Origin of the sequence: Caulobacter sp. RHG1, assembly GCF_013181195.1 — a bacterium.
Lineage (GTDB): Bacteria > Pseudomonadota > Alphaproteobacteria > Caulobacterales > Caulobacteraceae > Caulobacter.
This window is the reverse complement of sequence record NZ_SMZP01000008.1, coordinates 133830-157485: the sequence shown is the minus strand read 5'-3', so window position 1 is coordinate 157485 and position 23656 is coordinate 133830. Positions and strand designations below refer to the sequence as shown.

Annotated in this window: 23 protein-coding genes and 1 pseudogene; 21 read left to right on the top strand and 3 right to left on the bottom strand. The window is 69.2% G+C overall.

What is annotated here, in order from left to right; all coding sequences use genetic code 11:
* The first annotated feature begins 52 nt into the window (after nucleotides 1–52).
* The 4 genes from E1H18_RS21085 to E1H18_RS21070 all read left to right on the top strand — a co-directional run bounded on the left by E1H18_RS21085 (nucleotide 53) and on the right by E1H18_RS21070 (nucleotide 3996).
* Nucleotides 53–373: a PepSY domain-containing protein gene (locus E1H18_RS21085; protein ID WP_172272265.1), complete on the top strand. Its 321-nt coding sequence runs from the start codon at nucleotides 53–55 to the stop codon at nucleotides 371–373.
* 19 nt (nucleotides 374–392) lie between these two features.
* Entirely contained in the window at nucleotides 393–1070 is a 678-nt protein-coding gene (locus tag E1H18_RS21080) for a response regulator transcription factor (protein ID WP_172272263.1), read from the top strand.
* Nucleotides 1071–1074: 4 nt separating this feature from the next.
* Complete coding sequence (locus E1H18_RS21075; protein WP_172272261.1) at nucleotides 1075–2466, top strand: ATP-binding protein; 1392 nt, start codon at nucleotides 1075–1077, stop codon at nucleotides 2464–2466.
* 156 nt (nucleotides 2467–2622) lie between these two features.
* A complete protein-coding gene (locus E1H18_RS21070; protein WP_172272259.1) occupies nucleotides 2623–3996 on the top strand; it encodes a hypothetical protein in 1374 nt (457 codons plus the stop codon).
* Here E1H18_RS21070 and E1H18_RS21065 read toward each other — a convergent pair whose 3' ends face one another.
* Nucleotides 3997–4689 (bottom strand): alpha/beta fold hydrolase, encoded by a 693-nt coding sequence (locus E1H18_RS21065; RefSeq protein WP_172272257.1) that lies wholly within the window; start codon nucleotides 4687–4689, stop codon nucleotides 3997–3999.
* Nucleotides 4690–4810: 121 nt separating this feature from the next.
* On the opposite strand from E1H18_RS21065, the gene ccmI reads away from it, so the two are divergent.
* The 10 genes from ccmI to E1H18_RS21015 all read left to right on the top strand — a co-directional run bounded on the left by ccmI (nucleotide 4811) and on the right by E1H18_RS21015 (nucleotide 14581).
* Nucleotides 4811–5917 (top strand): c-type cytochrome biogenesis protein CcmI, encoded by a 1107-nt coding sequence (gene ccmI, locus E1H18_RS21060; protein ID WP_172272255.1) that lies wholly within the window; start codon nucleotides 4811–4813, stop codon nucleotides 5915–5917.
* Nucleotides 5914–6414, top strand: coding sequence for a cytochrome c maturation protein CcmE (ccmE, locus tag E1H18_RS21055; RefSeq protein WP_172272253.1), 501 nt, complete (start codon nucleotides 5914–5916; stop codon nucleotides 6412–6414). Before ccmI ends, ccmE begins: the two co-directional genes overlap by 4 nt.
* Nucleotides 6411–8393, top strand: a complete 1983-nt coding sequence (locus E1H18_RS21050) for a heme lyase CcmF/NrfE family subunit (protein WP_172272251.1) — start codon at nucleotides 6411–6413, stop codon at nucleotides 8391–8393. The genes ccmE and E1H18_RS21050 overlap by 4 nt, the downstream gene beginning before the upstream one ends.
* Entirely contained in the window at nucleotides 8390–8842 is a 453-nt protein-coding gene (locus E1H18_RS21045; protein WP_172272248.1) for a cytochrome c-type biogenesis protein CcmH, read from the top strand. The genes E1H18_RS21050 and E1H18_RS21045 overlap by 4 nt, the downstream gene beginning before the upstream one ends.
* Before the next feature lie 145 nt (nucleotides 8843–8987).
* Nucleotides 8988–10565, top strand: a complete 1578-nt coding sequence (locus E1H18_RS21040) for a Do family serine endopeptidase (protein WP_172272245.1) — start codon at nucleotides 8988–8990, stop codon at nucleotides 10563–10565.
* A gap of 194 nt (nucleotides 10566–10759) precedes the next feature.
* Nucleotides 10760–11431, top strand: a complete 672-nt coding sequence (gene uczR, locus E1H18_RS21035; RefSeq protein ID WP_172272242.1) for a two-component system response regulator UczR — start codon at nucleotides 10760–10762, stop codon at nucleotides 11429–11431.
* Between the two features lie 32 nt (nucleotides 11432–11463).
* On the top strand, nucleotides 11464–11694 hold the full coding sequence (locus E1H18_RS21030; protein ID WP_172272239.1) for a hypothetical protein: 231 nt from the start codon (nucleotides 11464–11466) through the stop codon (nucleotides 11692–11694).
* Between the two features lie 10 nt (nucleotides 11695–11704).
* On the top strand, nucleotides 11705–12016 hold the full coding sequence (locus E1H18_RS21025) for a type II toxin-antitoxin system RelE/ParE family toxin (protein ID WP_172272236.1): 312 nt from the start codon (nucleotides 11705–11707) through the stop codon (nucleotides 12014–12016).
* A gap of 6 nt (nucleotides 12017–12022) precedes the next feature.
* The gene (gene uczS / locus E1H18_RS21020; RefSeq protein WP_172272233.1) at nucleotides 12023–13429 is read left to right on the top strand and encodes a two-component system sensor histidine kinase UczS; all 1407 of its coding nucleotides are present in this window, start codon (nucleotides 12023–12025) and stop codon (nucleotides 13427–13429) included.
* 24 nt (nucleotides 13430–13453) lie between these two features.
* On the top strand, nucleotides 13454–14581 hold the full coding sequence (locus tag E1H18_RS21015) for a low specificity L-threonine aldolase (protein WP_172272230.1): 1128 nt from the start codon (nucleotides 13454–13456) through the stop codon (nucleotides 14579–14581).
* 22 nt (nucleotides 14582–14603) lie between these two features.
* Here E1H18_RS21015 and E1H18_RS21010 read toward each other — a convergent pair whose 3' ends face one another.
* A complete protein-coding gene (locus tag E1H18_RS21010; protein WP_172272227.1) occupies nucleotides 14604–15488 on the bottom strand; it encodes a M56 family metallopeptidase in 885 nt (294 codons plus the stop codon).
* 107 nt (nucleotides 15489–15595) lie between these two features.
* Between E1H18_RS21010 and E1H18_RS21005 the strand changes: the two genes are divergently transcribed.
* The 7 genes and pseudogenes from E1H18_RS21005 (at nucleotide 15596) to msrQ (ending at nucleotide 22283) form a co-directional block, all read left to right on the top strand.
* Nucleotides 15596–18472 carry a bifunctional [glutamine synthetase] adenylyltransferase/[glutamine synthetase]-adenylyl-L-tyrosine phosphorylase gene (locus E1H18_RS21005; RefSeq protein WP_172272224.1) on the top strand — a complete coding sequence of 959 codons (2877 nt, stop codon included), beginning with the start codon at nucleotides 15596–15598 and terminating at the stop codon, nucleotides 18470–18472.
* Between the two features lie 73 nt (nucleotides 18473–18545).
* Entirely contained in the window at nucleotides 18546–18968 is a 423-nt protein-coding gene (locus E1H18_RS21000; RefSeq protein ID WP_172272221.1) for an EF-hand domain-containing protein, read from the top strand.
* Nucleotides 18969–18994: 26 nt separating this feature from the next.
* Nucleotides 18995–19552 carry an RNA polymerase sigma factor gene (locus E1H18_RS20995; RefSeq protein WP_172272218.1) on the top strand — a complete coding sequence of 186 codons (558 nt, stop codon included), beginning with the start codon at nucleotides 18995–18997 and terminating at the stop codon, nucleotides 19550–19552.
* 4 nt (nucleotides 19553–19556) lie between these two features.
* On the top strand, nucleotides 19557–19991 hold the full coding sequence (locus tag E1H18_RS20990; protein WP_172272215.1) for a hypothetical protein: 435 nt from the start codon (nucleotides 19557–19559) through the stop codon (nucleotides 19989–19991).
* Nucleotides 19988–20584, top strand: coding sequence for a periplasmic heavy metal sensor (locus E1H18_RS20985; RefSeq protein ID WP_172272212.1), 597 nt, complete (start codon nucleotides 19988–19990; stop codon nucleotides 20582–20584). The genes E1H18_RS20990 and E1H18_RS20985 overlap by 4 nt, the downstream gene beginning before the upstream one ends.
* A 3-nt stretch (nucleotides 20585–20587) precedes the next feature.
* Nucleotides 20588–21505 carry a protein-methionine-sulfoxide reductase catalytic subunit MsrP gene (msrP, locus tag E1H18_RS20980; protein ID WP_172272209.1) on the top strand — a complete coding sequence of 306 codons (918 nt, stop codon included), beginning with the start codon at nucleotides 20588–20590 and terminating at the stop codon, nucleotides 21503–21505.
* 81 nt (nucleotides 21506–21586) lie between these two features.
* Nucleotides 21587–22283 (top strand): annotated as a pseudogene (gene msrQ / locus E1H18_RS20975) (protein-methionine-sulfoxide reductase heme-binding subunit MsrQ).
* A 103-nt stretch (nucleotides 22284–22386) separates the two neighbouring features.
* On the opposite strand, the gene E1H18_RS20970 reads toward msrQ, so the two are convergent.
* A complete protein-coding gene (locus E1H18_RS20970) occupies nucleotides 22387–23631 on the bottom strand; it encodes a dipeptidase (RefSeq protein ID WP_172272203.1) in 1245 nt (414 codons plus the stop codon).
* Nucleotides 23632–23656: the final 25 nt, after the last annotated feature.

The following is a 23656-nucleotide window of genomic DNA, read 5'->3' as shown; positions in this document are numbered from 1 at the left end:
ATAACCCCGACGTTCAGTCTCCATTCAGCCGCGATCCTTTAGACCGGAGAGCATGAAAACGATCCGCGCCCTTCTTGTCGCCACCGCGCTCGTCGCCGCCCTTCCGGGCGCCGCGTCGGCGCAACGTCGTGGTCCTGACTCGCTCGGCGCCGACTGGCGCGCCCAGCAGGACCAGGCGCGCGGCGGCGTGCAGTCGGGTCGTCTCGTGCCGCTGTCGCGGGTGATCTCGATGATCGCCGCCCGCGTGCCCGGCCGCGTGCTGGACGCCGGCCTGGAAGGCCGCAACTACCGGGTCCGCTGGGCGACTGCCGACGGTCGCCGCATCGACTTCATCGTCGACGCCGAGACCGGCCAGATCCTCAGCGGCGGCTGATCGTTTTCAGGAGTTTTCCATGCGCATTCTGCTCGTCGAGGACGATCCCGACCTGTCGCGCCAGCTGAAGCTGGCCCTGGCCGACGCCGGCTATGCCGTCGACCACGCCCCGGACGGAGAGGAAGCCCAGTTCCTGGGCGAGACCGAACCCTATGACGCGGTGGTTCTCGACCTGGGCCTGCCCAAGGTGGATGGCGTCTCGGTCCTGGAGCGCTGGCGCCGGGGCAATGTCACCACGCCGGTGCTGATCCTGACCGCCCGCGCGGCCTGGAGCGACAAGGTCGCCGGTTTCGATGCGGGGGCCGACGACTACCTAGCCAAGCCGTTCCACACCGAAGAGCTGCTGGCCCGCCTGCGCGCCCTGCTGCGCCGTTCGGCCGGCCACGCCGCGCCGTCGCTGTCGTGCGGCGCGCTACGCCTGGACCCGCGCGCCGCACGCGCCAGCGTCAATGGCGAGCCGCTGCGCCTGACCTCGCTGGAATACCGCCTGCTGCACTACATGATGATGCACCAGGGCCGGGTGATCGGCCGCACCGAGCTGGTCGAGCACCTGTACGACCAGGACTTCGACCGCGACTCAAACACCATCGAGGTGTTCATCGGCCGTCTGCGCAAGAAGCTGGGCGCCGACCGCATCGAGACCGTCCGCGGCCTGGGCTATCGCCTGACGCCGCTGGCGGGCGAAGCGACTGACTAGTCCCTTGCTGGACCTGCGCCGTCGATCGCTGGTCCGTCGCCTGGTCCTGATCGCCGGGGCCTGGACCCTGGTGGTCATGCTGGCGGCCGGTGTCTTTCTGACCGCGCAGTTCAAGGCCGCGGCCATCCGCCGGTTCGACTCGTCGCTGGCGGTGCTGACCGACGACCTCTATGCCGGCTCGACCATCGAGGACGGCCAGCTGCGCGCGCCGGTGCTGACCGACATCCGCGCGACCCGCGCCTATTCGGGGCGCTACTGGGCCATCCTGGACAAGTCGGAGGACGGGGCCATCCGGCCGTTGGTGCGCTCGCGCTCGCTGTTCGACAGCGACCTGATGCTGGCCTCCAGCCAGATCGATCAGCTGGACGCCGCCCCGGGCAAGACCCAGTATTTCGACCTGCGCGGGCCGCAGGACAAGCCGCTGCGCGCCGCCGCCATCCTGGCGCGGCTGCCGGGCTACGCCGACCCGCTGGTGTTCGTGGCCGCCGAGGACCGCTCGCCGATCGACGCCGACGCCAGCCAGTTCGGCCGCATCACCATCTTCGCCCTGTCGATCCTGGGCGTAGGCCTGATCCTGGCGGTGGTGGTCCAGGTGCGTTTTGGCCTGCAGCCGCTGTTTCGCCTGCGCCGCGAGGTGGCCGCCGTCCGTCGCGGCAAGGCCGAACGGCTGGATGGGATCTATCCCGTCGAGCTGGAGCCGCTGGCCGTGGAGCTGAACGCCCTGCTGGCCCACAACCAGGAAGTCGTCGAGCGCCAGCGCACCCACGTCGGCAACCTGGCGCACGCCCTCAAGACCCCCCTGTCGGTGATGTTGACCGAGGCCAGCCAGCAGCCCGGCCAGCTGGCCGAGGTGGTCGAGCGCCAGGCCCAGACCATGCGTGAGCAGGTCGACCACCACCTGCGCCGCGCCCGCGCCGCCGCCCGTTCGCAGACCTCTGGCGAGCGCACGCCGGTCGAGCCGATCCTCGACGAACTGGCCGTGACCCTGGAGCGGATCTTCCAGGACAAGTCGGACGGGCAGGGGATCGAGATCGACTGGCGCTGTCCCGAGGACCTGGCCTTCCAGGGCGAGAAGCAGGACTTCATGGAGCTGGCCGGCAATCTCATGGAGAACGCCGGCAAGTGGTGCCGCGGCAAGATCCGCGTCGAGGCCGCCCCGCAGGGGGAAGCCCGCATGCTGCTGACCGTCGACGACGACGGCCCGGGTCTGACGCCCGAGGAGCGCAGCCAGGCCCTGAAGCGTGGCCAGCGCCTGGACGAGAAGGCGCCCGGCTCAGGCCTTGGCCTGTCGATCGTCGACGAACTGGCCAGGGCCTATCGCGGCTCGGTGCAACTGGGTGAATCACCCCTCGGCGGTCTGCGAGTCACCCTCGACCTGCCGCGCGCCGAAGGGTAACTTCAGGTTGCGTCATGACGTCGCGGAACGGTCTGGCTGCGCTCGGCGCCGTCTTCGGCTAAACTTCTGGTAGGCAACAGCTTTTTATGTGGTCCAGAGCGTCGCGGAGGCGCTGGATTTTTGACGCGTTTCGGAAATCCTTAACTCGTAGCGAACATGGTTGACGCTGTCGGCCGTGGGAGTCCGACACGAGGATCTATGGCCGCCATCGCCGCGCAAAAACTGCAGCTTATCCGGACGCTGGTGGAAACCGCGCCGGACGCCGCCCTGCGCAGCCTGGAACTGGCCCTGGCCGGCGCGGGCGCGCAAGGCTCGCTGGCGACCGTCCGCGGCCTGGTCGAGGACGAGGCCGCCAACCGCTATATCCGCAACAACATCCTGGGCCCGGTCGTGCCGCTGTGCGCCAACCGCGGCGACAACTGCGTGTCCTTCCCGCCGGTGACGCTGTCGCGTCTCTGGCGCGCCCTGAAGGCCGTGGCGCCGCAGCAGGTGCAGGACGCCGCCGCCAAGTGCAATCCGTGGGACCTGGAAAACGGGACCCCGCCGGTGTTCGACGAGCTGTGCAAGGTCGCCGCCGCGGGCCTGCGCGATGGCGGCAACGAGGCCTTCGACAGCATCCGCTCGATCTGTGATCCCGAGCAGCTGGCCATGTGTCTGCAGCTGTCGTCGATCACGCGCACCTGCCTGCCGCGCCTGTCGGAATGGGTCAGCCGCATGTCGGACGAGCGCGCCGCCGCGGCCCGCCTGGCCTATCGCGACGCCTGCCGGATCAGCGAGGACGCCGGTCCGCTGCTGCTGGACATCCTGTCGGCCCACCTGCCCGACGAGTGGCGCATCCTGCGCGTGATCTCGGCGGTCATGGACCGTCCCAGCGACCGCTACCTGGCCTCGTCGGAGGTCAGCCGCTTCGGCGAGCGCGTGCTGGCCGACATCGGCGCGTCGCTGACCCGCATCGAGACCTTCGACTTCGCCGGCGGCGAGAAGGCCGGCCGCGCGGCGGGGCTCGACGCCCAGCGCGTGCAGATGCAGATCCTGGAGTTCCAGCAGTCGATCGAGGTGGCCAAGGACGGCCCCTGGGGCAAGCGCCTGTTCCGTTTCAAGCAGCAGATGGCCAAGATCTGCGAAGCCCGCATGGACCAGGCCGACAAGGAACTGGACAAGGCCCTGCCGACCCGTCCGATCTCGATGCTGGCCAAGAAGGGTTCGCGCGGCGTGGCCAAGCTGACCGACGAGCCGGACGAGGCTATGATCCGTCGGGCCAAGGGCGCCCTGACCTTCGTCGCCGAGTTGCGCGCCTGCGCCGACAAGGCCGGCTATGGCAGCTCGCGCAACAAGGTCCTGGAAAAGCTCAACGCCCGCCTGGACCCCTATATCGAGGACGTCCTGCACGTGGCCCGCACGGGCGAAGGCGGCGACTCCGGCCTAGCCGTGAAGTATCTGGACGTCGCCGCCGGCTTCATCGCCTTCACCCGCGACGACAAGACCGCCGAGATCGTGCGGCGGCGGGCGGCGGCCGCGATCGCGGCCTGATCAGCGCTCCAGCCACGCGATCAGCGCGGCGTTCACGACCTCCGGCCTTTCCAGCGTGATCACGTGGCCGCAGTCCGGCGCGAGGGTGAGGACGGCGCCGGGGATGGCGGCGGCCATTTCTTCGGAGAGGAAGGCCGGGGTCAGGGGATCGGCGTCGCCGACGATGATCGCGGTCGGAACCTTGATCGTGGGCAGCAGCGGCCGGCTGTCGGCGCGGCCGATGACCGCCTCGGTCTGGCGCGCATAGCCCTCGAGACCGACCGCCGCGCCCATGCGGCCGCTGATGGCGTTGAGCTCCGGATCGCCCTTGCGGCTGGGGTGGGTCAGGCTGTCGGCGCCCAGGGCGCAGAAGCGATCGAAGCCGACCTTGCGGGCGCGCTCGACCATGTCGCGGCGATTGGCGGACTGCTCGGGCGTGTCCGGTCGCGCGGAGGTGCAGACGAGGGCCAGACGTTCGACGCGCTCGGGCGCCTGGCGCAGAATCTCCAGCGCCAGATAGCCGCCCATCGACACCCCGACGAGGGCGAAGCGGGGCGGGGCGCTGGCCAGGATCGCGGCGGCGATCTGCGGCACGGTGTCGCCCTCCAGGGTACTGGCGACGGTCAGCGGACCGTAGCGCCACAGCGCTGGCAACTGCGGTGCGAAGATCTCGGCCGAGCTGAGCAGGCCTGGGATCAGCAGGATCGGCGTCATGGCGGTTTCCCTGGATGGTTTCTGAGGCGGTGGCGGCGCGGCGAGCGCGCTCTTGTCATACCGTCGTCCTTAAGCGCTTTTTTCGCTAACTTCGCGCGCGGTTACGGGCTAACACGCGGCCATGATCGCTTTCTGGATCGCTGCGGCGGGACTGTCGGCCGCGACGGCGGGGCTGGTGCTGCGCGGCGCGGCCCGCGCCCGGCCCGTCGACGACGCCCAGACCCGCCTGGAACCGCATCGCCGCCGCCTGGCCGAGGTCGAGCGCCTGGCCATCGACGGCCTGCTCGCGCAGGACGAGCTGAAGGCCGCCCGCGCCGAGGCCGGCCGGGGCCTGCTGGCCGCCGCCGATCAGTCCGAGACCTGGGGCCGCAGCGGCAAGGCCGCGCGCATCGGCGTGGTGGCCGCGATCGGCGCGGTCTGCGCCAGCGCGCTTGGCCTCTACATCTATGTCGGCAAGCCGGGCCTGGACGATCAGCCCTATCTGCAGCGCGTGGCCGAATGGAAGGCCAGCGATCCCTCGACGCTGGATCCGGCCCGCATCGCCGCCGTGCTGGAGAGCGTGGTCGCCGAGCGTCCCAAGGATGTCGAGCCGCTGGTGTTCCTGGCCAAGGCTCGCGCCGCTGCCGGCGACCTGCCGGGCGCGGAGGCCGCGCTGCGCCGCGCCGTCAAGGTCTCCCCCAAGCGCGCCGACATCTGGAGTCTGCTGGGCGAAACCTTCGTTATGGAAGCCAAGGGTGAGGTCGGCGCCGACGCCAAGCTGGCCTTCCGCGAGGCGTTGAAGATCGAGCCCAACGAACTGCGCTCGCGCTACTACCTGGCGCGCGGTCGCATCGCCGAGGGCGATCTGGCCGGCGGCCTGGCCGACTGGCGCAGCTTGCGCGACAGCGTGCCCGAGGCCGATCCCTCCCGACTGGCCCTGGCCCGCGAGATCGACCAGGCCCAGACCGCCGGCGGCTTGCCGGGCGCGCCCGTCGCCGAGGAAAATCCCGAAGTCCAGAATATGGTCGCCGGCATGGTCCAAGGCCTGGCCGCGCGCTTGGCCCAGGCCCCTGACGACGCCGACGGCTGGGTGCGGTTGGTTCGCGCCTACGCCGTGCTGGGCGACGTCGCCAAGCGCGACGCGGCCCTGGCCGAAGCGTCGAACCGCTTCAAGGACCAGCCCAAGGTGATCGCCGCCCTGCGCCAGGCCGCCGACACCCCCGCTCAATCGAATCTGAAAGCGCCATGAGTTTCTGGCCGAAATCACGCAAGGCGCGCGCGCGCCTGACCGTCATCCTGGCCGTCGCGCCGGTGCTGGCCCTGGCCGTAGGCCTGGCCATGTACGGCATGCGCGACAGCATCTCGCTGTTCTACACTCCGGCCCAGGCCGCCGAGGCCCACGTCAAGCCGGGCCGCAAGGTCCAGCTGGGCGGCCTCGTCCAGACCGGCAGCGTGGTCAAGCACCCGAACGGCGACGTCGAGTTCGTGGTCGCCGATCAGAAGGCCACCGCGAAAGTGACCTATCACGGCGACCTGCCCGACCTGTTCCGCGAAGGGCAGGGGATCGTCGCTGAGGGGACGTTCGACGAGAACGGCGTCTTTGTCGCCAAGCAGGTGCTGGCCAAGCACGACGAACGCTACATGCCGCGCGAAGTGTCCAAGGCGTTGAAGGAGCAGGGCGAGTGGCGTGGTGAAGGCGAGAAGCCTTCTTACGGCCAACCTGCTGCTGGGAAGCCCGCGCCATGATCGTCGAACTGGGCGCGTTCGCCCTCGTCCTGTCGTTGATGCTTTCGATTGCGCAGACCGGGCTGTCGGCCGTGGGCGGCGCGCGGCGATCGGTGGTGCTGGCGGGCGCCGGCCGAGGCGCAGCGATCGCGACCTTCCTGGCCGTGCTGGTCGCCTTCGGCTGCCTGATCCACGCCTTCGTCGGCTCGGACTTCTCGGTCGCCAACGTGGCGGCCAACTCGCACACCGCCAAGCCGCTGCTCTACAAGGTGGCCGGCGCCTGGGGCAGCCACGAAGGCTCGATGCTGCTGTGGTGCCTGGTGCTGACCGGCTACGGCGCGGCCATGGCGGTGTTCGGCGACAGCCTTCCGCCCCGTCTGCGGGCCTACGCCATCGCCGTTCAGGGCGCGCTGGGCGTGATGTTCCTGGCCTACACCGTCTTCGCCTCGAACCCGCTGGACCGCCTGCTGGACCCGCCGGTCGAGGGGCGCTCGCTCAATCCGCTGCTGCAGGACTGGGCCTTGGCCTTCCATCCGCCGTTCCTCTATGCGGGCTATGTCGGCTTCTCGGTGGTCTATTCGCTGTCGCTGGCGGCCCTGATCGAGGGCCGGATCGACGCGGCCTGGGCCCGCTGGGTGCGGCCCTGGACCTTGGCGGCCTGGAGCCTGCTGACCATCGGCATCACGCTGGGCGCCTTCTGGGCCTATTACGAGCTGGGCTGGGGCGGCTGGTGGTTCTGGGACCCGGTCGAGAACGCCAGCTTCATGCCGTGGCTGATTGGGGCGGCCCTGCTGCATTCGGCCATCGTCACCGAGAAGCGCGGCGCCCTGCCGGGCTGGACGGCGTTCCTGGCGCTCGCGGCCTTCACCTTCTCGATGCTGGGCGCCTTCCTGGTGCGCTCGGGCGTGCTGACCAGCGTCCACGCCTTCGCCGTCGACCCGACGCGCGGCGTCTTGCTGCTGATCATGATGGGCGTGGCGGCCGGGGCGGGCTTCCTGCTGTTCGGCCTGCGCGCGCCCAGCCTGAACCGGGGCGGCCAGTTCCGCCCGATCAGCCGCGAGAGCGCCATCGTGCTCAACAACATCCTGCTGTCGACGGCGACGGCGGTGGTGCTCTTGGGCACGCTCTATCCGCTGATCCGCGAGGCCATGGACGGTGAGGCCGTCTCGGTCGGCGCGCCGTTCTTCAACATGACCTTCGTGCCGCTGATGATCCTGGCCTTCGCGGTGCTGCCGGCCGGGCCGCTGCTGGCCTGGAAGCGCGGCGACGCCAAGGGTGTCGCCCGCAAGCTGTGGATCGCCCTGGCCGCCGCCGTCGTGCTGGGCCTCTTGGCCTATGCCATCGTCGAGCCGCGCAAGCTGCTGGCCAGCGGCGGGCTGGTCGTCGGCTTCTGGCTGGTGGGCGGCGCGCTGGTCGAGATCGCCGATCGCCTGAAGCTCTTCCGCGCCCCCGCCGCCGAGAGCGTTCGTCGGGCCAAGGGCCTGCCGCGCGGCGCCTGGGGCACGACCCTGGCTCACGCGGGTCTCGGCCTGTTCGTGCTGGGCGCGTCGTTCGAGACCGCCTGGCGGGTCGAGACGGCCCAGGCCATGAGCCTGAACGACACCCAGAAGCTGGGCGCCTATGCGCTGACCCTGACCGATGTCGGCACGGTCGAGGGGCCGAACTACCTGGCCGAGCGCGGCATCGTGAAGGTGGTCAACAAGGCCGGCGTCGTGGTCTGCCGGGCGCAGCCCGAGCGCCGCTTCTATCCGACCGGCGGCCAGACGACCTCGGAAGTGCACATCTGTCCGCGCCTGTTGGACGACATCTATGTGGTCATCGGCGAGCGCCGCGCCGGTGCGGGCGGCAAGCCCGCCTGGCTGGTCCGCGCCTATGTGAACCCCTGGGTGCGGCTGATCTTCTTTGGCCCGTTGCTGATGGCCATCGGCGGCGCGATCTCGCTGTCGGACCGCCGCGTGCGCCTGGGCGTGGGCAAGCGCGCGCAGGAGGTGGTGTCGTGAACCGTCTGAAGGCCGCCGCCATCGCGCTCGCCGCCCTGGCCCTGGTCGCCGGCGCTTCCGAACCGTCCGAGCGCCTGGCCGATCCGGCCCAGGAAGCCCGGGCCCGCGAGCTCTTCAAGGAAGTGCGTTGCCTGGTCTGCCAGAACGAGTCGATCGACGATTCCGAGGCCCAACTGGCCGGCGACCTGCGCAAGGTCGTGCGCGAACAGGTCAAGTCCGGGCGCAGCGATCGCGAGATCCGTGCGTTCCTTGTCGAGCGCTACGGTGAGTTCGTGCTGCTGAAGCCGCCGTTCTCGGCCGGTAACGCGGCGCTCTGGCTGGCGCCGATCGGCGTCCTGCTGGTCGGGGGCGGCCTGATGTTCGGCCTGCTGCGGCGTCGAGAGACAGCAGAGAGCGAGCTTTCGCAGGACGAGGAAGCCCGCCTGAAGCGTCTCCTCGAAGAGGATTGACACGATTGCGCCGAAAAGCGGCCCCAAGAAGCTTCGGCGGATGACGTAAAGTTAGGTCGAGGACCATTGCGCCTTTCGTTGCTACGACTAGGTTCTCAGATGACATGGGACCGCGCGCCGAGCGTGCGGGTGAGGAAAGACGAGAATGACCGCTAGGAAGTCGGGTTTCATTGTGGGCGCCGTCGCGGGCGCAGGCGTCGCGGCTGCGGCTCTGGCCGGGGTGGGCATGCGCATGGGCACGGCGGGCGCCGCCGAGGCGCAACCCGTTCGTGTCGCCATGGCCGGCGCGCCGGCCTTCGCACCGCCGCCCGGCGCGCCGATGTCCTTCGCCGACATCTTCGAGAAGGTCTCGCCCGCAGTCGTCCAGATCAATGTGACGTCCAAGGCCAGCCAGCCGACCCTGCGCATTCCAGGCCTGGAAGGCTTCGACATCGTGCCGCGCGGCCGCAAGCCGGGGCAGGGCCAGGAAGACGGCGAGGGTGAGACGCCGACCGGGCCCAAGCAGCAGTCCGCCGGTTCGGGCTTCCTGATCTCGGCTGACGGCTACATCGTCACCAACAACCACGTTGTGGCCGAAGCCGATGACATCCAGGTTGTGCTGAAGGACGGCCGTGAGCTGAAGGCCACCCTGGTCGGCCGTGACGAAGGCACCGACCTGGCCGTCGTCAAGGTGGTGGACCCTAAGGCCAAGGGCTCGGACTTCCCCTATGTGAACTTCGAGAACCAGGCCAAGCCGCGCGTCGGCGACTGGGTCATCACCATCGGCAACCCGTTCGGCCTGGGCGGCACGGCCACGGCCGGCATCATCTCGGCCTATAACCGCGATCTGGGCGACAACACCTCGTCGTTCGTCAACTACATCCAGATCGACGCGCCTATTAACCGCGGCAATTCGGGCGGCCCCAGCTTCGACATCTATGGCCGGGTGATCGGCGTCAACAGCGCCATCTACTCGCCGTCGGGCGGCTCGGTCGGCATCGGCTTCGCCATTCCCGCCGACATCGCCGAAGCGACCGTCAAGCAGCTGATCTCGGGCGGCAAGGTGGTGCGCGGCTATATCGGCGTGACCATCCAGGACTTCAGCGCCGAGATGGCCGAAGCCCAGGGCATCCCGAACGTGAAGGGCGCGATCGTCGCCGAGCTGGTCGCCGGCGGTCCTGGCGCCAAGGCCGGCCTGCTGCCGGACGACATCCTCACCGCCGTCAACGGCCAGGCCGTGACCAACCGCTCGGAACTGACCCGCGAAGTGGCCAAGGCCCGTCCGGGTGAGAACATCCGCATGTCGGTCCTGCGCGACGGCAAGCCGCGCACCGTGGACGTCAAGTCGGGCACTCGTCCGGCCGAGGGCACGCTGGGCCTGTCGGACGAGGATCAGGACAAGGACGGCGGCGCGACTCCGACCCCGGACAAGCCGACCAGCCAGAGCATCGCCGCCCTGGGCATGAGCCTGGGTCCAATCGATGCGGCCTCGCGTCAGACCTACAAGATCGACAGCGAGGTCAAGGGCCTGCTGATCACCGCCGTGAAGGGCGACAGCGACGCCGGCGAGAAGGGCCTGGCCAAGGGCGACGTCCTGTCCAGCATCAACGGTTCGGCGGTCAACACCGTCGCCGAGGTGAACGCCTCGGTGGCGTCCGCCAAGAAGGCGGGCCGCACCAGCGTGCTGGTCAAGGTGATCCGCCAGAACCGTCCGGTCTTCGTGCCGCTGAAGATCGCCCCGTAAGGCGGTCTCAAGGTTCAGACGACGAAAGCCCCGTTCCGGTTCGCCGGAGCGGGGCTTTTTCGTATCTGTCCAAGGTTTAAGTTACGGCGGTCGTCGAAACGGCTATCAACCGTTCCGACAGTCGCGCGGCGGCCAGAATCGAGAGAACGTCGACCGTTCCGTCGTTTCTGTCCCAGCGCATGAGGGGCTCGCTGATGCGTATACTGATTATCGAGGACGACCTGGAAGCCGCCGCCGCCATGGCGCACGGCCTGAAGGAAGCCGGTTACGAGGTCGAGCATGCGCCCGACGGCGAGGCCGGCCTGGGCGTCGCTCAGAAGGGCGGCTTCGACGTGCTGATCGTCGACCGCATGATGCCGAAGATGGATGGCGTTCAGGTGGTCGAGACCCTGCGCCGCGAGGGCGACCAGACGCCGGTTCTGTTCCTCTCGGCTCTGGGCGAGGTGAGCGACCGCGTCACCGGCCTGCGCGCCGGCGCCGACGACTATCTGGTCAAGCCCTACGCCTTCCCCGAGCTGATGGCCCGGGTCGAGGCCCTGTCACGCCGCCGTGAGACGGGCGCCGTCGCGACCACTCTGAAGGTCGGCGAGCTGGAGATGAACCTGATCAACCGGACGGTCCATCGGCAAGGCAAGGAGATCGACCTGCAGCCGCGCGAATTCCAACTGCTGGAGTTCATGATGCGCCACGCCGGCCAGTCGGTGACCCGCACCATGCTGCTGGAGAAGGTCTGGGAATACCACTTCGACCCGCAGACCAACGTCATCGACGTGCACATCTCGCGCCTGCGCTCGAAGATCGACAAGGGCTTCGACCGCGCCATGCTGCAGACCGTGCGTGGCGCGGGCTATCGGCTGGATCCGTAGGCGACGGGGCAGGGGCGTGGTAGGATCAGACCATGAACAAGCCCGCCAAACCCGAGGCTGACGACGCCGACGACCTGTCGGGTATCTATGGTCCCATGCCGACCAAGGCGGAATGGGACGCCTGGATCGTTCGCAATCTCGACGAGATCAATGAGTCTCTGGACCGAGCGCGCCAGGAATTCGCCGAGGGTAAGAGCGTGCCTTGGGATCCCGAGGCGGTCATGGACGAAGTCCGCGAACAACTCCGCAAAGAGGGCCGATAGCGTCCAAATGATGGGGGCGAGAGTCGAGTTCAGCGTCAAAGCGCGAACGGATGTCGCCCGTCTGGCGCTTTGGATCGCGCTCGACGCCGGGGAGGAGCGGGCTCAGGCCGTGATCGATCGCATAAATGCCAGCATCGCTCGCTTGGCGCGTCGTCCGAGGCTAGGGCGTGTGGAGCAGATCTTCAGGGGCGATCCTAGCGTCTTCACCGTCTATCCGTGGAAGACCGTCTACGAGCCGCTGCCGGACGGAGACGGCATTCACGTCCTTCGCATTCTCGACACTCGCCAGAACATCGCCGCGCTGCTCGGCAAGAAATCCTAGAGTCCCATGCGTCTGCCGCGCCTTCTCCGCACCACGCCGTTCCGGCTGACCCTGCTGTTCCTGGCCCTATTCGCGGCGGCCGCCAGCGCGTTCCTGGGCTATATCTATGTCGCCACGGCGGGCGAGGTGAACCGCCGCGCCCAGGCCGAGATCAGCCGCGAGTTCGAGAGCCTGGAGGCGACCTATCGCCAGGGCGGCGTCGACGCGCTGAACCAGACCATCGTCGAGCGCGCCATCGGCGAGCGGCCGTTCCTGTATTTCCTGGCAGACAAGACCGGCAAGCGCATCTCCGGCTCGATCGAGGAGTCGCCGGTGGGCGACTTCAATGGCGACGGGCCGCAGTGGGCCAGCTTCAAGGTCACCGAGACCGACCTGGACGGCGCCGAGGTCCAGGCCGCTGCACGGGGCGTTCAGCAGCGGCTGGAAAAGGGCGAGATCCTGTTCGTCGGGGCCGATGTCGACGCCTCCGAGGCGTATGTCCGCAAGATCGTCCGGGCCCTGTGGGGCGCAGGGGCGCTGGTGATTCTGCTGGGCCTGGCGGGCGGGGTCCTGATCAGCCGCAACGTCAGTCGCTCGATGCAAGGGCTGGTCGACGTGGTCAACGACGTGCGGGCCGGCGACCTGCACGCTCGCGCCCGGGTGCGCGGCACGCGCGACGAGTATGACGAGCTGGCCGAGGGCCTGAACGACATGCTCGACCGGATCGAGCGCCTGATGGGTGGCCTGCGTCACGCCGGCGACGCCATCGCCCACGACCTGCGCTCGCCCCTGACCCGCCTGCGCGCCCGCATGGAGGTGGCCCTGATCGACGCCGAAAACGGCAAGGGCGATCCGGTCGCGGCGCTCGAGACGGCGCTGATGGACGCTGACGGGGTGCTGAAGACCTTCAACGCCGTTCTGGCCATCGCCCGTCTGCAGGCCGCCGGCTCGGCCCCGGACCAGAGCATCTTCGACGCCTCCGAGCTGGCCGGCGACATGGCCGAGCTCTACGAATTCTCGTGCGAGGACAAAGGTCTGGACTTCAAGGCCGAGATCGTCCCGGCCCTGAACATCAAGGGCAACCGCGAATTCCTGGCCCAGGCCCTGGCCAACATCCTCGACAACGCCATCAAGTACACGCCCGAGGGCGGGGCGATCATGCTGCGCGCCCGCCGCACCTCGTCGGGCGAGCTGGAGTTCTCGGTCACCGACACTGGCCCGGGCGTGCCCGAGGCCGACCGTCCCCGCGTGGTCCAGCGCTTCGTGCGCCTGGAGAACAGCCGCAGCGAGCCGGGAGCGGGCTTGGGGTTGTCGCTGGTCAGCGCCGTGGCCGTCTCGCACGGCGGCCGCCTGGAGTTGGCCGAGGGGCCGGGCGAATACAATGGCAGCGGCCCGGGTCTTCGGGTGGCGCTGGTGTTGCCGCGGGTCGAATAGGCCATTTCATCGAGGGGGATACGTATGGACCGCCGCCAGTTCCTGACCGCTTCCCTGCTGGCGCTGACGCCCGGCGTCGTCCTGGCCCAGGCCGCTCCGCCGTCGCCGTTCCCGCCCGTCGACGCCAGGAGCGTCTGGCTGGTCGGCGACAGCGCCCCGCCGGATGCGGTCAAGACCGCCGCCCGCCTGGCCGATCTGGTTCAGCAGGGCAAGCCGCGCGACAGCTATCTGGCCGGCGGCGCGGTGGCCGAGCTGGAGAAGCGGTTCGCCGCGATGCTGGGCAAGGAGGACTGCGCCTTCCTGCCCACCGGCACCCTGGCCAACCACGTCGCCGTGCGCATTCTCGCGGGCGACGCCACGCGGGTCATCGTCCAGCACGAGAGCCATCTCTATCGCGACGAGAGCGATGCGACCCAGCTGCTATCGGGCCTGAACCTCGTCGACCTCGCCCCCGGCCGCGCCGGACCGTCGCTGGACGAGATCAAGGCCGCCGTCGACGAGGCGGAGAACGGGCCCTATCCGCTGAAGATCGGCGCGATCTCACTCGAGAGCCCCGTGCGACGGGCCGGTGGTGAGATGCTGTCGCCGGCGCTGCTGGCCGAGATCGCCGCCTACGCCAGGGGCAAGTCCATACGCCTGCACCTGGACGGCGCGCGCCTGCTCCTGGCTCCGCCCGCTTACGATATCGCCGGGACCGCGGCCCTGTTCGATACGGTCTATGTCTCGCTTTATAAGTATCTGGACGCGCCGTTCGGGGCGGTGCTGGCGGGAAGCAAGGCCGACATCGCCAAGGCCCGCGCCCTGCGCCATCAGTTCGGCGGCACGATCTATCAGGCCTGGCCGGCCGCGGTGCTGGCGCTCGCGGCGCTGGACGATTTCCAGGCCCGCCACAAGGCCGCCTTCGCCGCCGCCGACCAGCTGTTTGCGGGGCTGGAGAAGGCGGGGGCCGCCAGGCTGAAGCCGGCGCCCAACGCCTCGAACATCCGCCACATCGTGCTGAACCCGAAGCTGGCCGAAGGCGCCTTCGACCGTATGCGCGTGGCCGGGGTGCGGCTGCTGAAGCCGCAGAAGGACGGGACCACCGAGGTGTGGATCAACGACACGCTGACCCGCCGTCCAGTCGACGACTACGTGAAGCTGTTTCTCGGCTGATTGGGGCTGACGAGGGCGGGCCTTAGCGCCCGGCCCAGGTAATCAGCGCCATGTAGCTGGGCGTGGTCGCCGCAAAGCTCTGGGTCAGGTCGCGCGCATCGGGGCCACGCGGAGCGATGCTCCAGACCGTGCCCATCGCCGCCACCGCCAGGAAGGTGGTGGTCAGGAAGCCGGCCACGTCGCGCGTCAGGCTGGGCTCGCGCTTGTTCAGTAGCGACACGCGCAGGATCAGCGGATGGGTGGCCCAACCGCAGGCCAGCGGCGAGGTGGCGACGGTCAGCTGGGCCTTCATCAGCGCCTTGGCGTAGTCGGCGCGGATGCCGGGGCGCAGGGCCACGACGGTGGCGTCGCAGGCCAGCTCCTGGTCGATGCGCACGAGGCGCAGGCCCAGCGCGATCATCGGATTGCACCAGCCTAGAACCCCAGCGGCGGCGAAGCCCAGGTTGGCGATGGGGTCGCCGCGATTGATGTGGGTGCGCTCGTGCAGCTGGATCATCTCGCGCTCGCGAGCGTCGAAGCGCTGGGCGAAGTCGGCCGGCAGCACGATGCGCGGCCACAGGGCGCCCATGACCGCGGGACCGGCCACGCCTTGCTTGACCCGGCGGCGGAACAGGCGCTCGCGCAGGACCAGGATGGCGATTGCGACCACGCAGCCGGCCAGCCACAGGTCGACCAGCATCGGCGCCGAAGCCCCCAGCGGCCGGGACGGCGCGCCGATGCCCATGGTCTCGGCCAGGCTGGGGAAGAAGGCGGCGGCCGCGGCGGCGGGCACGATCCCCCACAGACCGTAGGCGCGGCGCGGGCCGAACAGGCGGCGGGCCGACGGCCGCAGGATCACGATCAGCAGCACGGCCGCGGCGGCGGCCAGCTGGGCGCGGATCAAAGCGAGGGCGAAGAGCTCGATCATTGCGAATGCCGTTCCGGCCGTTTCCTCGGATAGTATGGTTACAACTGTAAATTACGTAGTCAAGCCGGACTCTTGTCGCTGGACGCCGGGCGGGCCACGGTGCCGCCATGACTCGTCTCGCTGAACGCTTGGCGCCTTGCGGCCCCATCATCGACACCAAGGCCGCCGACCGGGCGTATGAGGCGATCGCCAAGAGGGTCGGCGAAGCGATGGCGGGCGTCGATCCGGTCTGGCCGGCCCTGGCGCCGGTGTTCGCCGCGTCGTCCTACCTGGCCAGCCTGGCGCGTCGGGACGGCCAGCGCCTGCCTCGGCTGCTGGACGGCGATCCGGACCAGACCCTGAACGCCATCCTGGCCGCCGCCGAGGCCGTCGCCGCCGAGCCCGACTTTGAGACCGCCCGCCGGACGCTGCGCGAGCTGAAGGCCGACCTGCATCTGGTCACCGCCCTGTGCGACCTGTCGGGCGTCTGGGACCTGGACCAGGTGACTGGGGCCTTGACCCGCTTCGCCGACGCCACATTGCAGGCCGCGCTGGCCCAGGCCGTGCGCCAGGAGGTCGATCGCGGGGCGCTGACCCATGTGGCGGAGGGGGAGGGCGGTCCCGCGCCGGGCCTGTTCTGCATCGCCATGGGCAAGCATGGCGCGTTCGAGCTGAACTATTCCAGCGACATCGACTTCTCGATCTTCTACGCGCCCGAGAAGCTGCCAGTCGCGGAGGGCCACGAGCCGCAAGCCGTTGCGGTGCGGATCGCCAACCATCTGGGCCGGGTGCTGCAGGAGCGCACCGGCGACGGCTATGTCTTCCGCATCGACCTGCGCCTGCGCCCCGACCCGTCCTCGACCCCGCCCGCCATGCCGGTCGACGCGGCCATGGACTACTATGAGAGCGTCGGCCAGAACTGGGAGCGCGCCGCTCACATCAAGGCCCGGATCGCGGCCGGCGATATGGCTCAGGGCCAGGCGTTTCTGGATGAGCTGCAGCCATTCATCTGGCGCAAGAACCTGGACTTCGCGGCCATCGCCGACATCCATTCGATCAAGCGCCAGATCCATACCTACAAGGTCGACGACCGCCTGACCGCCAAGGGCGCGGACCTCAAGCTGGGCCGGGGCGGCATCCGCGAGATCGAGTTCTTCGTCCAGACCCAGCAGTTGATCCTGGGCGGCCGCCAGCCGGACCTGCGCAGCCCGCGCACCCTGGACGCCCTGAAGGCCCTGGCCGCCGCCGGACATGTCACGCCGGAGGACGCCGCCTGGCTGACGCAGGCCTACCAGGACCTGCGGGCGCTGGAGCATCGCGCCCAGATGATCGCCGATGACCAGACTCACAAGCTTCCGGAGTCGGACAACGACCGCAAGAAGGTTGCCGCCCTGTGGGGGCAAGACAATCTGCGCAGCTTCGACGCCGCCGTCGGCAAGATCCTGAAGGGCGTCAATCAGCGCTATGGCCGGCTGTTCGCCGGCGAGGAAGAGCTGTCCTCCCGCTTCGGCAGCCTGGTGTTCACTGGCGTCGAGGACGACCCCGAGACCCTGGCCACCCTCAAGCGCATGGGCTTTTCCAGTCCCGAGCGCGTGGCCGCCACCATCCGCGGCTGGCACCATGGCCACATCGCCGCCACCCGCACCGAGCGTGGCCGCGAGCTCTTCACCCGCCTGGCGCCGCGCCTGCTGGACGCGGCCAATGCGACGGGCGCGCCCGACCAGGCCTTCAACCGCTTTGCCGACTTCTTCGCGACCTTGAGTTCGGGCGTGCAGATCCAGTCGCTGTTCCTGGCCCAGCCGCGGCTGTTCGAGCTGATCGTCGAGGTCATGGCCTTCGCCCCGCGCCTGGCCCAGACCATGGCCAAGCGGCCGACCGCCCTGGACGCCCTGCTGGACCCCAGCTTCTTCGGCCCGATCGAGACCCCGGCCGTCGCGCCGTGGGATCCCGCCGACTTCGAGGGGGCCATGGACGCTGCCCGGCGCCTGTTCCGCGACCAGAGCTTCCGCATCGGCGTGCGGGTGATGAGCGGCAGCGCCGACGCCCGCGACATCGGCCGGGCCTTCGCCGAGCTGGGCGACCTGGTCGTCGGCGGCCTGGCCCCGGCGGCCCTGCTGGAGACGGAGCGCCTGGGCGGAGCCTTCCCTGGCCAGGTGGCGGTGGTCGCCTTGGGCAAGGCCGGCTCGCGCGAGATGACCGCCAAGTCTGACCTCGACCTGATGACCGTCTATGTCGCCGACGATCCCGCCGCGATGTCCGATGGCAAGGGGTGGAGCGCCGAGGTGTTCTATGCCCGTTTCACCCAGCGGCTGATCTCGGCCCTGTCGGCGCCGACGGCGGAGGGCACGCTCTACGAGGTCGACATGAAGCTGCGCCCGTCCGGGGCCAAGGGGCCGGTGGCGGTCAGCTTCGGAGCCTTCGGCGAGTACTACGCGCGAGAAGCCGAGACCTGGGAGTTCCTGGCCCTGACCCGCGCCCGGGTGATCTGGGCCAGCTCGCCGGACTTCAAGGTCCAGGCCGAGGGCGCGATCCAGGCGGCCCTGCGCCGGCCGCGCGACCGCGCCGTCACCGCCAAGGACGTCGTGGAAATGCGCCAGTTGATGGAAGACGAGCGGCCTGGGAAGGGCGACTGGGACCTGAAGCTGGATCCCGGCGGCTTGGTCGACATCGAGTTCGCCGCCCAGTTCCTGCAGCTGGCCCACGCGGCGGACGGCGGTCCTCTGGCCCAGAACACCGGCGAGGCCCTGGCCGCCTTCCGCGCAGCAGGCCTGGCCGACGACGCCGCCTTGGCGCGACTGGAATCGGCCTGGCGGCTGGAGCAGGACCTCTCCCAGCTGATCAAGGTCGCCCTGGAAGACGGCCTCGACGTCGAGGCCGAGCCCAAGGCCTTCAAGACCCTGCTGGCCCGCGCCGGCGGCGTCGCCCAGTTCAAGTCGTTGAAGCCGAAACTGGCCAAGGCCAAGGTCGAGGCGCGGGCGGCCTATGCGGCGATCGTGAAAGCTTAGAAAAGGCGCGACGGAATCGGGGGCTCCGCGCGTTCAAGGTCACAGGGACGATCTCTCTGGAGACCTTTGACTGATGTTCGTACGCACCCTGATCGCCGCCGGCGCTCTCCTGGCCATGGCCGCCCCGGCCCTGGCGCAGACCGAAGCGCCTGCCGGCGCAAAACCCCAGGGCATGACCCTGCAACAGTTCCAGGCCTCGAACGGCGACAAGATGTTCGCTCGCCTGGACACCAACAAGGACGGCAAGATCTCGCGCGAGGAGTTCGAGGCCTTCCGCCAGAAGAACGCCAAGGTGGACGCCGCCGCGACCAAGGCCGGCAAGCGGGGCGAGCGGATGTTCGCGCGCTTCGACACCGACAAGGACGGCTTCCTGTCGCGCACCGAGGCCGACGCCGTGCTGGCCTGGCGCTACAAGCGGATGGACGCCAACAATGACGGCATCCTGACGCTTGAGGAATTGCAGGCGAAGTCCGGCAAGGCCAAGGTCGGGATCTGACACGAGCGAGCGCGGCGGGTTGACGATTGGCCACGGACGGGAACGATCCCGACGAAGCCTTGCTGGCGGGGGTGGGACGAGGCGAGGCCTCGGCTGTTCGCACCCTGCTGGACCGACGTCTGCCGCGCATTCTCGCCTTGTCCCGGCGGCTGCTGAACGACCCCGGCGAGGCCGAGGACGTGGCGCAGGAGACGTTCCTGCGGGCCTGGAAGCAGGCGCGGGCCTGGAAGCCGGGCGCGGCGCGGTTCGACACCTGGCTGCACCGGGTGGCTCTGAACCTCTGCTACGACCGGCTGCGAAGACGGCGCGAGACGCCGACCGACCAGCCGCCCGAGCAGGTCGATCCGGGGCCGGCGCCCGACGCGGGCCTGCTGGCTTCAGATCTGAGCCAGCGGGTCGAGGCGGCGCTTGCGGCTTTGCCCGACCGGCAGCGCGAAGCCATCGTGCTGTGTCACCATCAGGGGCTGGGCAATATCGAGGCTGCGGCCGTGATGGCGATCAGCGTCGAGGCGCTGGAGGGATTGCTGGGGCGCGGACGGCGGGCCTTGAAGGCTTCGCTGGCCGACTTGCGGGGGGAGGACTGAGACGATGATGACATTCGAACGCTTCGAGGACCTGGCCGCCGCCTATGGCGGTGAGATCGCCCGCTGGCCGGAAGGCGAGCGCGAGGCCGCCCGCGCCTTGCTGGCCGCTGAGCCCGCAAGGCTGTCGCCGGTGTTGACGGAAGCCGCTGGTCTGGACCGCCTGCTGGACCTCGCCCCCGCCCAGCGTCCCGACGCCGCCCTGCTGGGCCGTCTGATCGCCGCTGCGCCTCAGCCAGCCAACACCGCCCGCCGGTGGATTGCCGGCCTGGGCGCGGCCCTGGGGCTGTCGGCAGCAGCCTTCGCCGGGGTCAGCGTCGGGGTGATGGTTGGCGGTCAGGCTCAGCCCGCGCCGGCCGCCGTGGCTCAGGCCGAAACCGTAACCGCCGTCGACTTCACCGCCGACCTGCAGGACGCTCTCGAGGAGCCCGCCGCCCTATGAGCCTGTCTCGCCCGCTGCTGGTCGGCCTGATCGTCTCGGCGGCTCTCAACGTGTTCCTGATCGGCGGGGTGGCGGGCATGGCCTATGTCCGCCTGGCCGAGAAGCCCGTCGCGCCGCCAGCTCCGCCCGCTCAGCCGGCGACGGTCTATGTTTCGCCGCCGGCTGCTTCGCCCTCGGCGCCGATCGAGCGTCCGGCCGTCGTTGTTCGCCAGCCGCCGGCGGTTCAGCCGGAACGCGCGCCCCGCGCGCCGCTGTGGCGGGCCGGCGACGCGCTGTCGCCCGAGAGCCGCAAGGCCCTGCGTCAGGCCCTGCGCGGCGCAAATCAGAAGAACCAGCCGATCACCCGTCAGGCTCGCGCCGAGCGTCAGGCCGCCTTGGCCGCCATGCGCGCCCCGGGCTTCGACCCGACCGAGGTCAGCCGTCGCCTGGCCAACGCCCGTGCGCTGGACGGCCAGGCGCGGGCCAATGTCGAGACCGCTCTGGCCGCCTATGCCGCGACCTTGTCGCCGGAGGAGCGGGCGGTGCTGGCCCAGGGCATGGCCAAGGTTTATGCGCCGCGCCGCAATCTTGCCGAACAGCAGGAGAAGGATTGAGTCATGCTCATCCGCCACGCGCCCGATCTGACCGACAACGACGTCACCGATCCGGGCGTCTATCTGCAGCGACGGACCTTGATGGCGGGGTTGGCCGGCCTGGGCCTGGCGGGTTTCGCGGGACAGGCGAATGCGGCGCTGACCTATACGAAGGGCTTTTCGACCACGGAGAAGCCGACACCGCGCAAGGACGTCACGACCTACAACAACTTCTATGAGTTCGGCGTCGACAAGGGCGATCCGGCCGAGAAGTCCGATCGGTTCAAGCCGCGTCCCTGGACGGTGCGCATCGACGGCGCCTGCGAGGCCCCCCGCACGGTCGGCATTGAGGACCTCATCGCCGGAAACAAGCTGGAGGAGCGCATCTACCGCATGCGCTGCGTCGAGGGCTGGTCGATGGTCATCCCCTGGGTCGGATTTCCGCTGAAGGACCTGCTGGCCTCGGTGAAACCGACGTCCAAGGCCAAGTACGTGGCGTTCGAGACCGTGCGGCGGCCATCGGAAATGCCGGGCCAGGGCTGGAACACCCTGGACTGGCCCTATGTCGAGGGCCTGCGCATCGACGAGGCCATGCACCCGCTGACCCTGATGGCGGTCGGACTTTACGGGGATGTTCTGCCCAACCAGAACGGCGCGCCGCTGCGGCTGGTCGTGCCGTGGAAGTATGGCTTCAAGGGCGGCAAGTCGATCGTGCGCATCACCCTGACTGAAAAGCCGCCAGCCACGGCCTGGAACAAGCTGGCGCCGCGCGAGTATGGCTTCTACGCCAACGTCAATCCGGCCGTGGATCACCCGCGCTGGTCGCAGGCCACCGAACGCCGCTTGGGCGAATTCCGCCGCCGCGAGACCCTGCCGTTCAACGGCTACGGCGAGTGGGTGGCGGACCTGTACCGCGGGATGGACCTGAAGCGGTTCTACTGATGGCCATCCTGGAAACCGACCTTCCCGGCGAAAGCCGGGACCCAGCTGGAAGAATGCTGGGGTGGGCTCTAGGGGCTCGGCGTGTCCCCCGTCATCCCAAACGCCTTGAGATCTGGGCCCCGGCGTTCGCCGGGGAGACGGATCGGGAGGAGGCGGCGTCGTGAGCAAACGTCTGTCCAAGACTCAGGACAACGCCGTCTACGCCGGCGTCTGGCTGGCCTGTTTCGCGCCCCTGGCCTGGCTGGCCTGGCGGGGCTTTTCGGGCGATCTCGGGGCCAATCCGATCGAGACCCTGATCCGCCAGCTGGGCGTGTGGGGCCTGCGGCTGCTGCTGGTGGGCCTGGTGATCACCCCGGCGGCGCGGATCCTGCGCAAGCCCCGGCTGGTGCGCTTCCGGCGGACGATCGGGCTGTTCGCCTTCGCCTATGTCACGCTGCATCTCTTCAGCTACATCGGCATCGATCTGTTCTTCGACTTCGGCCAGCTGTGGAAGGACATCCTCAAGCGGCCGTTCATTACCCTGGGGATGCTGGCCTTCGTGCTGCTGATCCCGCTGGCGGTGACCTCGACCAACGGCTGGGTGATCAGGATGGGGCGGGCGGCATGGCAGCGGCTGCACTGGCTAATCTATCTGATCGTGCCGCTGGGCGTGGCCCACTACTACCTGCTGGTGAAGGCCGACCACCGGCCGCCGCTGGTCTATGGCGCGGTGTTTTTGGCGCTGATGGGCTGGCGGGTTTGGGAGCTTAGAAAGCGGGCTCAGCAGACCCCCGCCTGACCTCGCTGCGCGAGGTCGTCCGCCCCCGGAGGGGGCAGACGGCGCTTCGTCTTCCCCTCCGGGGGCGGAGGGCCGCAGGCCCGGAGGGGGCGAGTGTCCCGCCCTACTTCTTCTCCGCCGCCGCCTGCGCGGCCGCCACGATCCGCAGCACGTTCCCGCTCCAGATCCCCTCGATGTCGGCGTCGCTATAGCCGGCGGTCTTCAGCGCCGCGGTGATCTTGGGCAGGTCGGTGATGTCCTCGAAGCCGTCCATGCCGCCGCCGCCGTCCCAGTCGGCGCCGACGCAGACGCCCTTGGGACCCGCCACGTTCAACACGTGCAGCATGCTCTTCATGAACAGGTCGAAGTCGCCGCGCGGAGCCGGATAGGCCTTGTCCACGGCCGCGCGCTTGTCGGCATAGGCCTTGACCTCGGCGGGGGAGGCCGTCTTCAGGTCCGGACCCCGACCCAGCTTTTCATAGGCCGCCTTGCGCTCGGGGCTGGGGGTGTTGTCGGTCAGGTAGATTGAGTTGATGCAGATCGCGCCGCCAGCGTCGGCGATCTTCTTGATACGCGCGTCGTCGAGGTTGCGGGGGTGGTTGTAGATCGCCTTCGGGCCCGAGTGCGAGGCGATGATCGGGGCCTTCGACAGCGCCAGCGACTGGTCGACGATATCGTCCGACGCGTGGCTGACGTCGATGACGATGCCCAGGCGGTTGGCCTCGGCCACCCAGCGCACGCCTAGCTGCGAATAGCCGTTCCACAGCTTGCCCTTGGGATCAGTCGAGCTGTCGGCCAGTTGGTTGTTGCGGAAGTGGACCGGGCCGGCCATCCGCAGGCCTTCCTTGTAGAAGGTCTCCAGCAGGGTCAGGTCTTCGCCCAGCGGCCAGCTGTTTTCCATGCTGATAAAGGCGAACTTCTTGCCGGCCTTGTTGATGCGGCGGGCGTCGTCGGCGGTCAGGGCGATTTCGAACTGGCCGGGATTGGCCGCCAGCATCTCGCGGATCTCGACGGCGCGGTGCAGGGCGTAGTCGCGGGCGTACTCATAGCCCTTGGCCGTCAGGTCGCCTTGGCCGGTGTAGATGACGAAGAAGCCGCCATCCAGGCCGCCCTCGTTCATGCGGGGCAGGTCGACCTGGCTGAAGTCGTGCTCGACCTCGTGGTGGTCGGTGATGGCCCAGCCCGGACGGCCGAAGTGGGTCGGGGTGTCCAGGTGGGTGTCCAGGATCAGGAAGCTGTCATGCAGGGCCTTGATCGTCTTGGAGACCACCGGAGGCTTGGCCGGGGCCTTCTTGTCGGCGGCGTGGGCCACGGAGACGGACGCGAGCAAGGCGGCCGAGCCGAGCAGGACGGTGAGCAGGCGACGCATGGAGACTCCCCAACAGATTTGAGGC

Coding starts and splice junctions, on each gene's coding strand:
- ccmE (WP_172272253.1), top strand. CDS start 5,914: ATGAGTTTCTGGCCGAAATCACGCAAGGCGCGCGCGCGCCTGACCGTC.
- E1H18_RS21000 (WP_172272221.1), top strand. CDS start 18,546: ATGTTCGTACGCACCCTGATCGCCGCCGGCGCTCTCCTGGCCATGGCC.
- msrP (WP_172272209.1), top strand. CDS start 20,588: ATGCTCATCCGCCACGCGCCCGATCTGACCGACAACGACGTCACCGAT.
- E1H18_RS20990 (WP_172272215.1), top strand. CDS start 19,557: ATGATGACATTCGAACGCTTCGAGGACCTGGCCGCCGCCTATGGCGGT.
- E1H18_RS21005 (WP_172272224.1), top strand. CDS start 15,596: ATGACTCGTCTCGCTGAACGCTTGGCGCCTTGCGGCCCCATCATCGAC.
- E1H18_RS21050 (WP_172272251.1), top strand. CDS start 6,411: ATGATCGTCGAACTGGGCGCGTTCGCCCTCGTCCTGTCGTTGATGCTT.
- E1H18_RS21025 (WP_172272236.1), top strand. CDS start 11,705: ATGGGGGCGAGAGTCGAGTTCAGCGTCAAAGCGCGAACGGATGTCGCC.
- E1H18_RS21015 (WP_172272230.1), top strand. CDS start 13,454: ATGGACCGCCGCCAGTTCCTGACCGCTTCCCTGCTGGCGCTGACGCCC.
- E1H18_RS21080 (WP_172272263.1), top strand. CDS start 393: ATGCGCATTCTGCTCGTCGAGGACGATCCCGACCTGTCGCGCCAGCTG.
- E1H18_RS21040 (WP_172272245.1), top strand. CDS start 8,988: ATGACCGCTAGGAAGTCGGGTTTCATTGTGGGCGCCGTCGCGGGCGCA.
- E1H18_RS21065 (WP_172272257.1), bottom strand. CDS start 4,689: ATGACGCCGATCCTGCTGATCCCAGGCCTGCTCAGCTCGGCCGAGATC.
- E1H18_RS20970 (WP_172272203.1), bottom strand. CDS start 23,631: ATGCGTCGCCTGCTCACCGTCCTGCTCGGCTCGGCCGCCTTGCTCGCG.
- E1H18_RS21030 (WP_172272239.1), top strand. CDS start 11,464: ATGAACAAGCCCGCCAAACCCGAGGCTGACGACGCCGACGACCTGTCG.
- uczR (WP_172272242.1), top strand. CDS start 10,760: ATGCGTATACTGATTATCGAGGACGACCTGGAAGCCGCCGCCGCCATG.
- E1H18_RS21085 (WP_172272265.1), top strand. CDS start 53: ATGAAAACGATCCGCGCCCTTCTTGTCGCCACCGCGCTCGTCGCCGCC.
- E1H18_RS21070 (WP_172272259.1), top strand. CDS start 2,623: ATGGTTGACGCTGTCGGCCGTGGGAGTCCGACACGAGGATCTATGGCC.
- E1H18_RS21010 (WP_172272227.1), bottom strand. CDS start 15,488: ATGATCGAGCTCTTCGCCCTCGCTTTGATCCGCGCCCAGCTGGCCGCC.
- ccmI (WP_172272255.1), top strand. CDS start 4,811: ATGATCGCTTTCTGGATCGCTGCGGCGGGACTGTCGGCCGCGACGGCG.
- E1H18_RS20985 (WP_172272212.1), top strand. CDS start 19,988: ATGAGCCTGTCTCGCCCGCTGCTGGTCGGCCTGATCGTCTCGGCGGCT.
- uczS (WP_172272233.1), top strand. CDS start 12,023: ATGCGTCTGCCGCGCCTTCTCCGCACCACGCCGTTCCGGCTGACCCTG.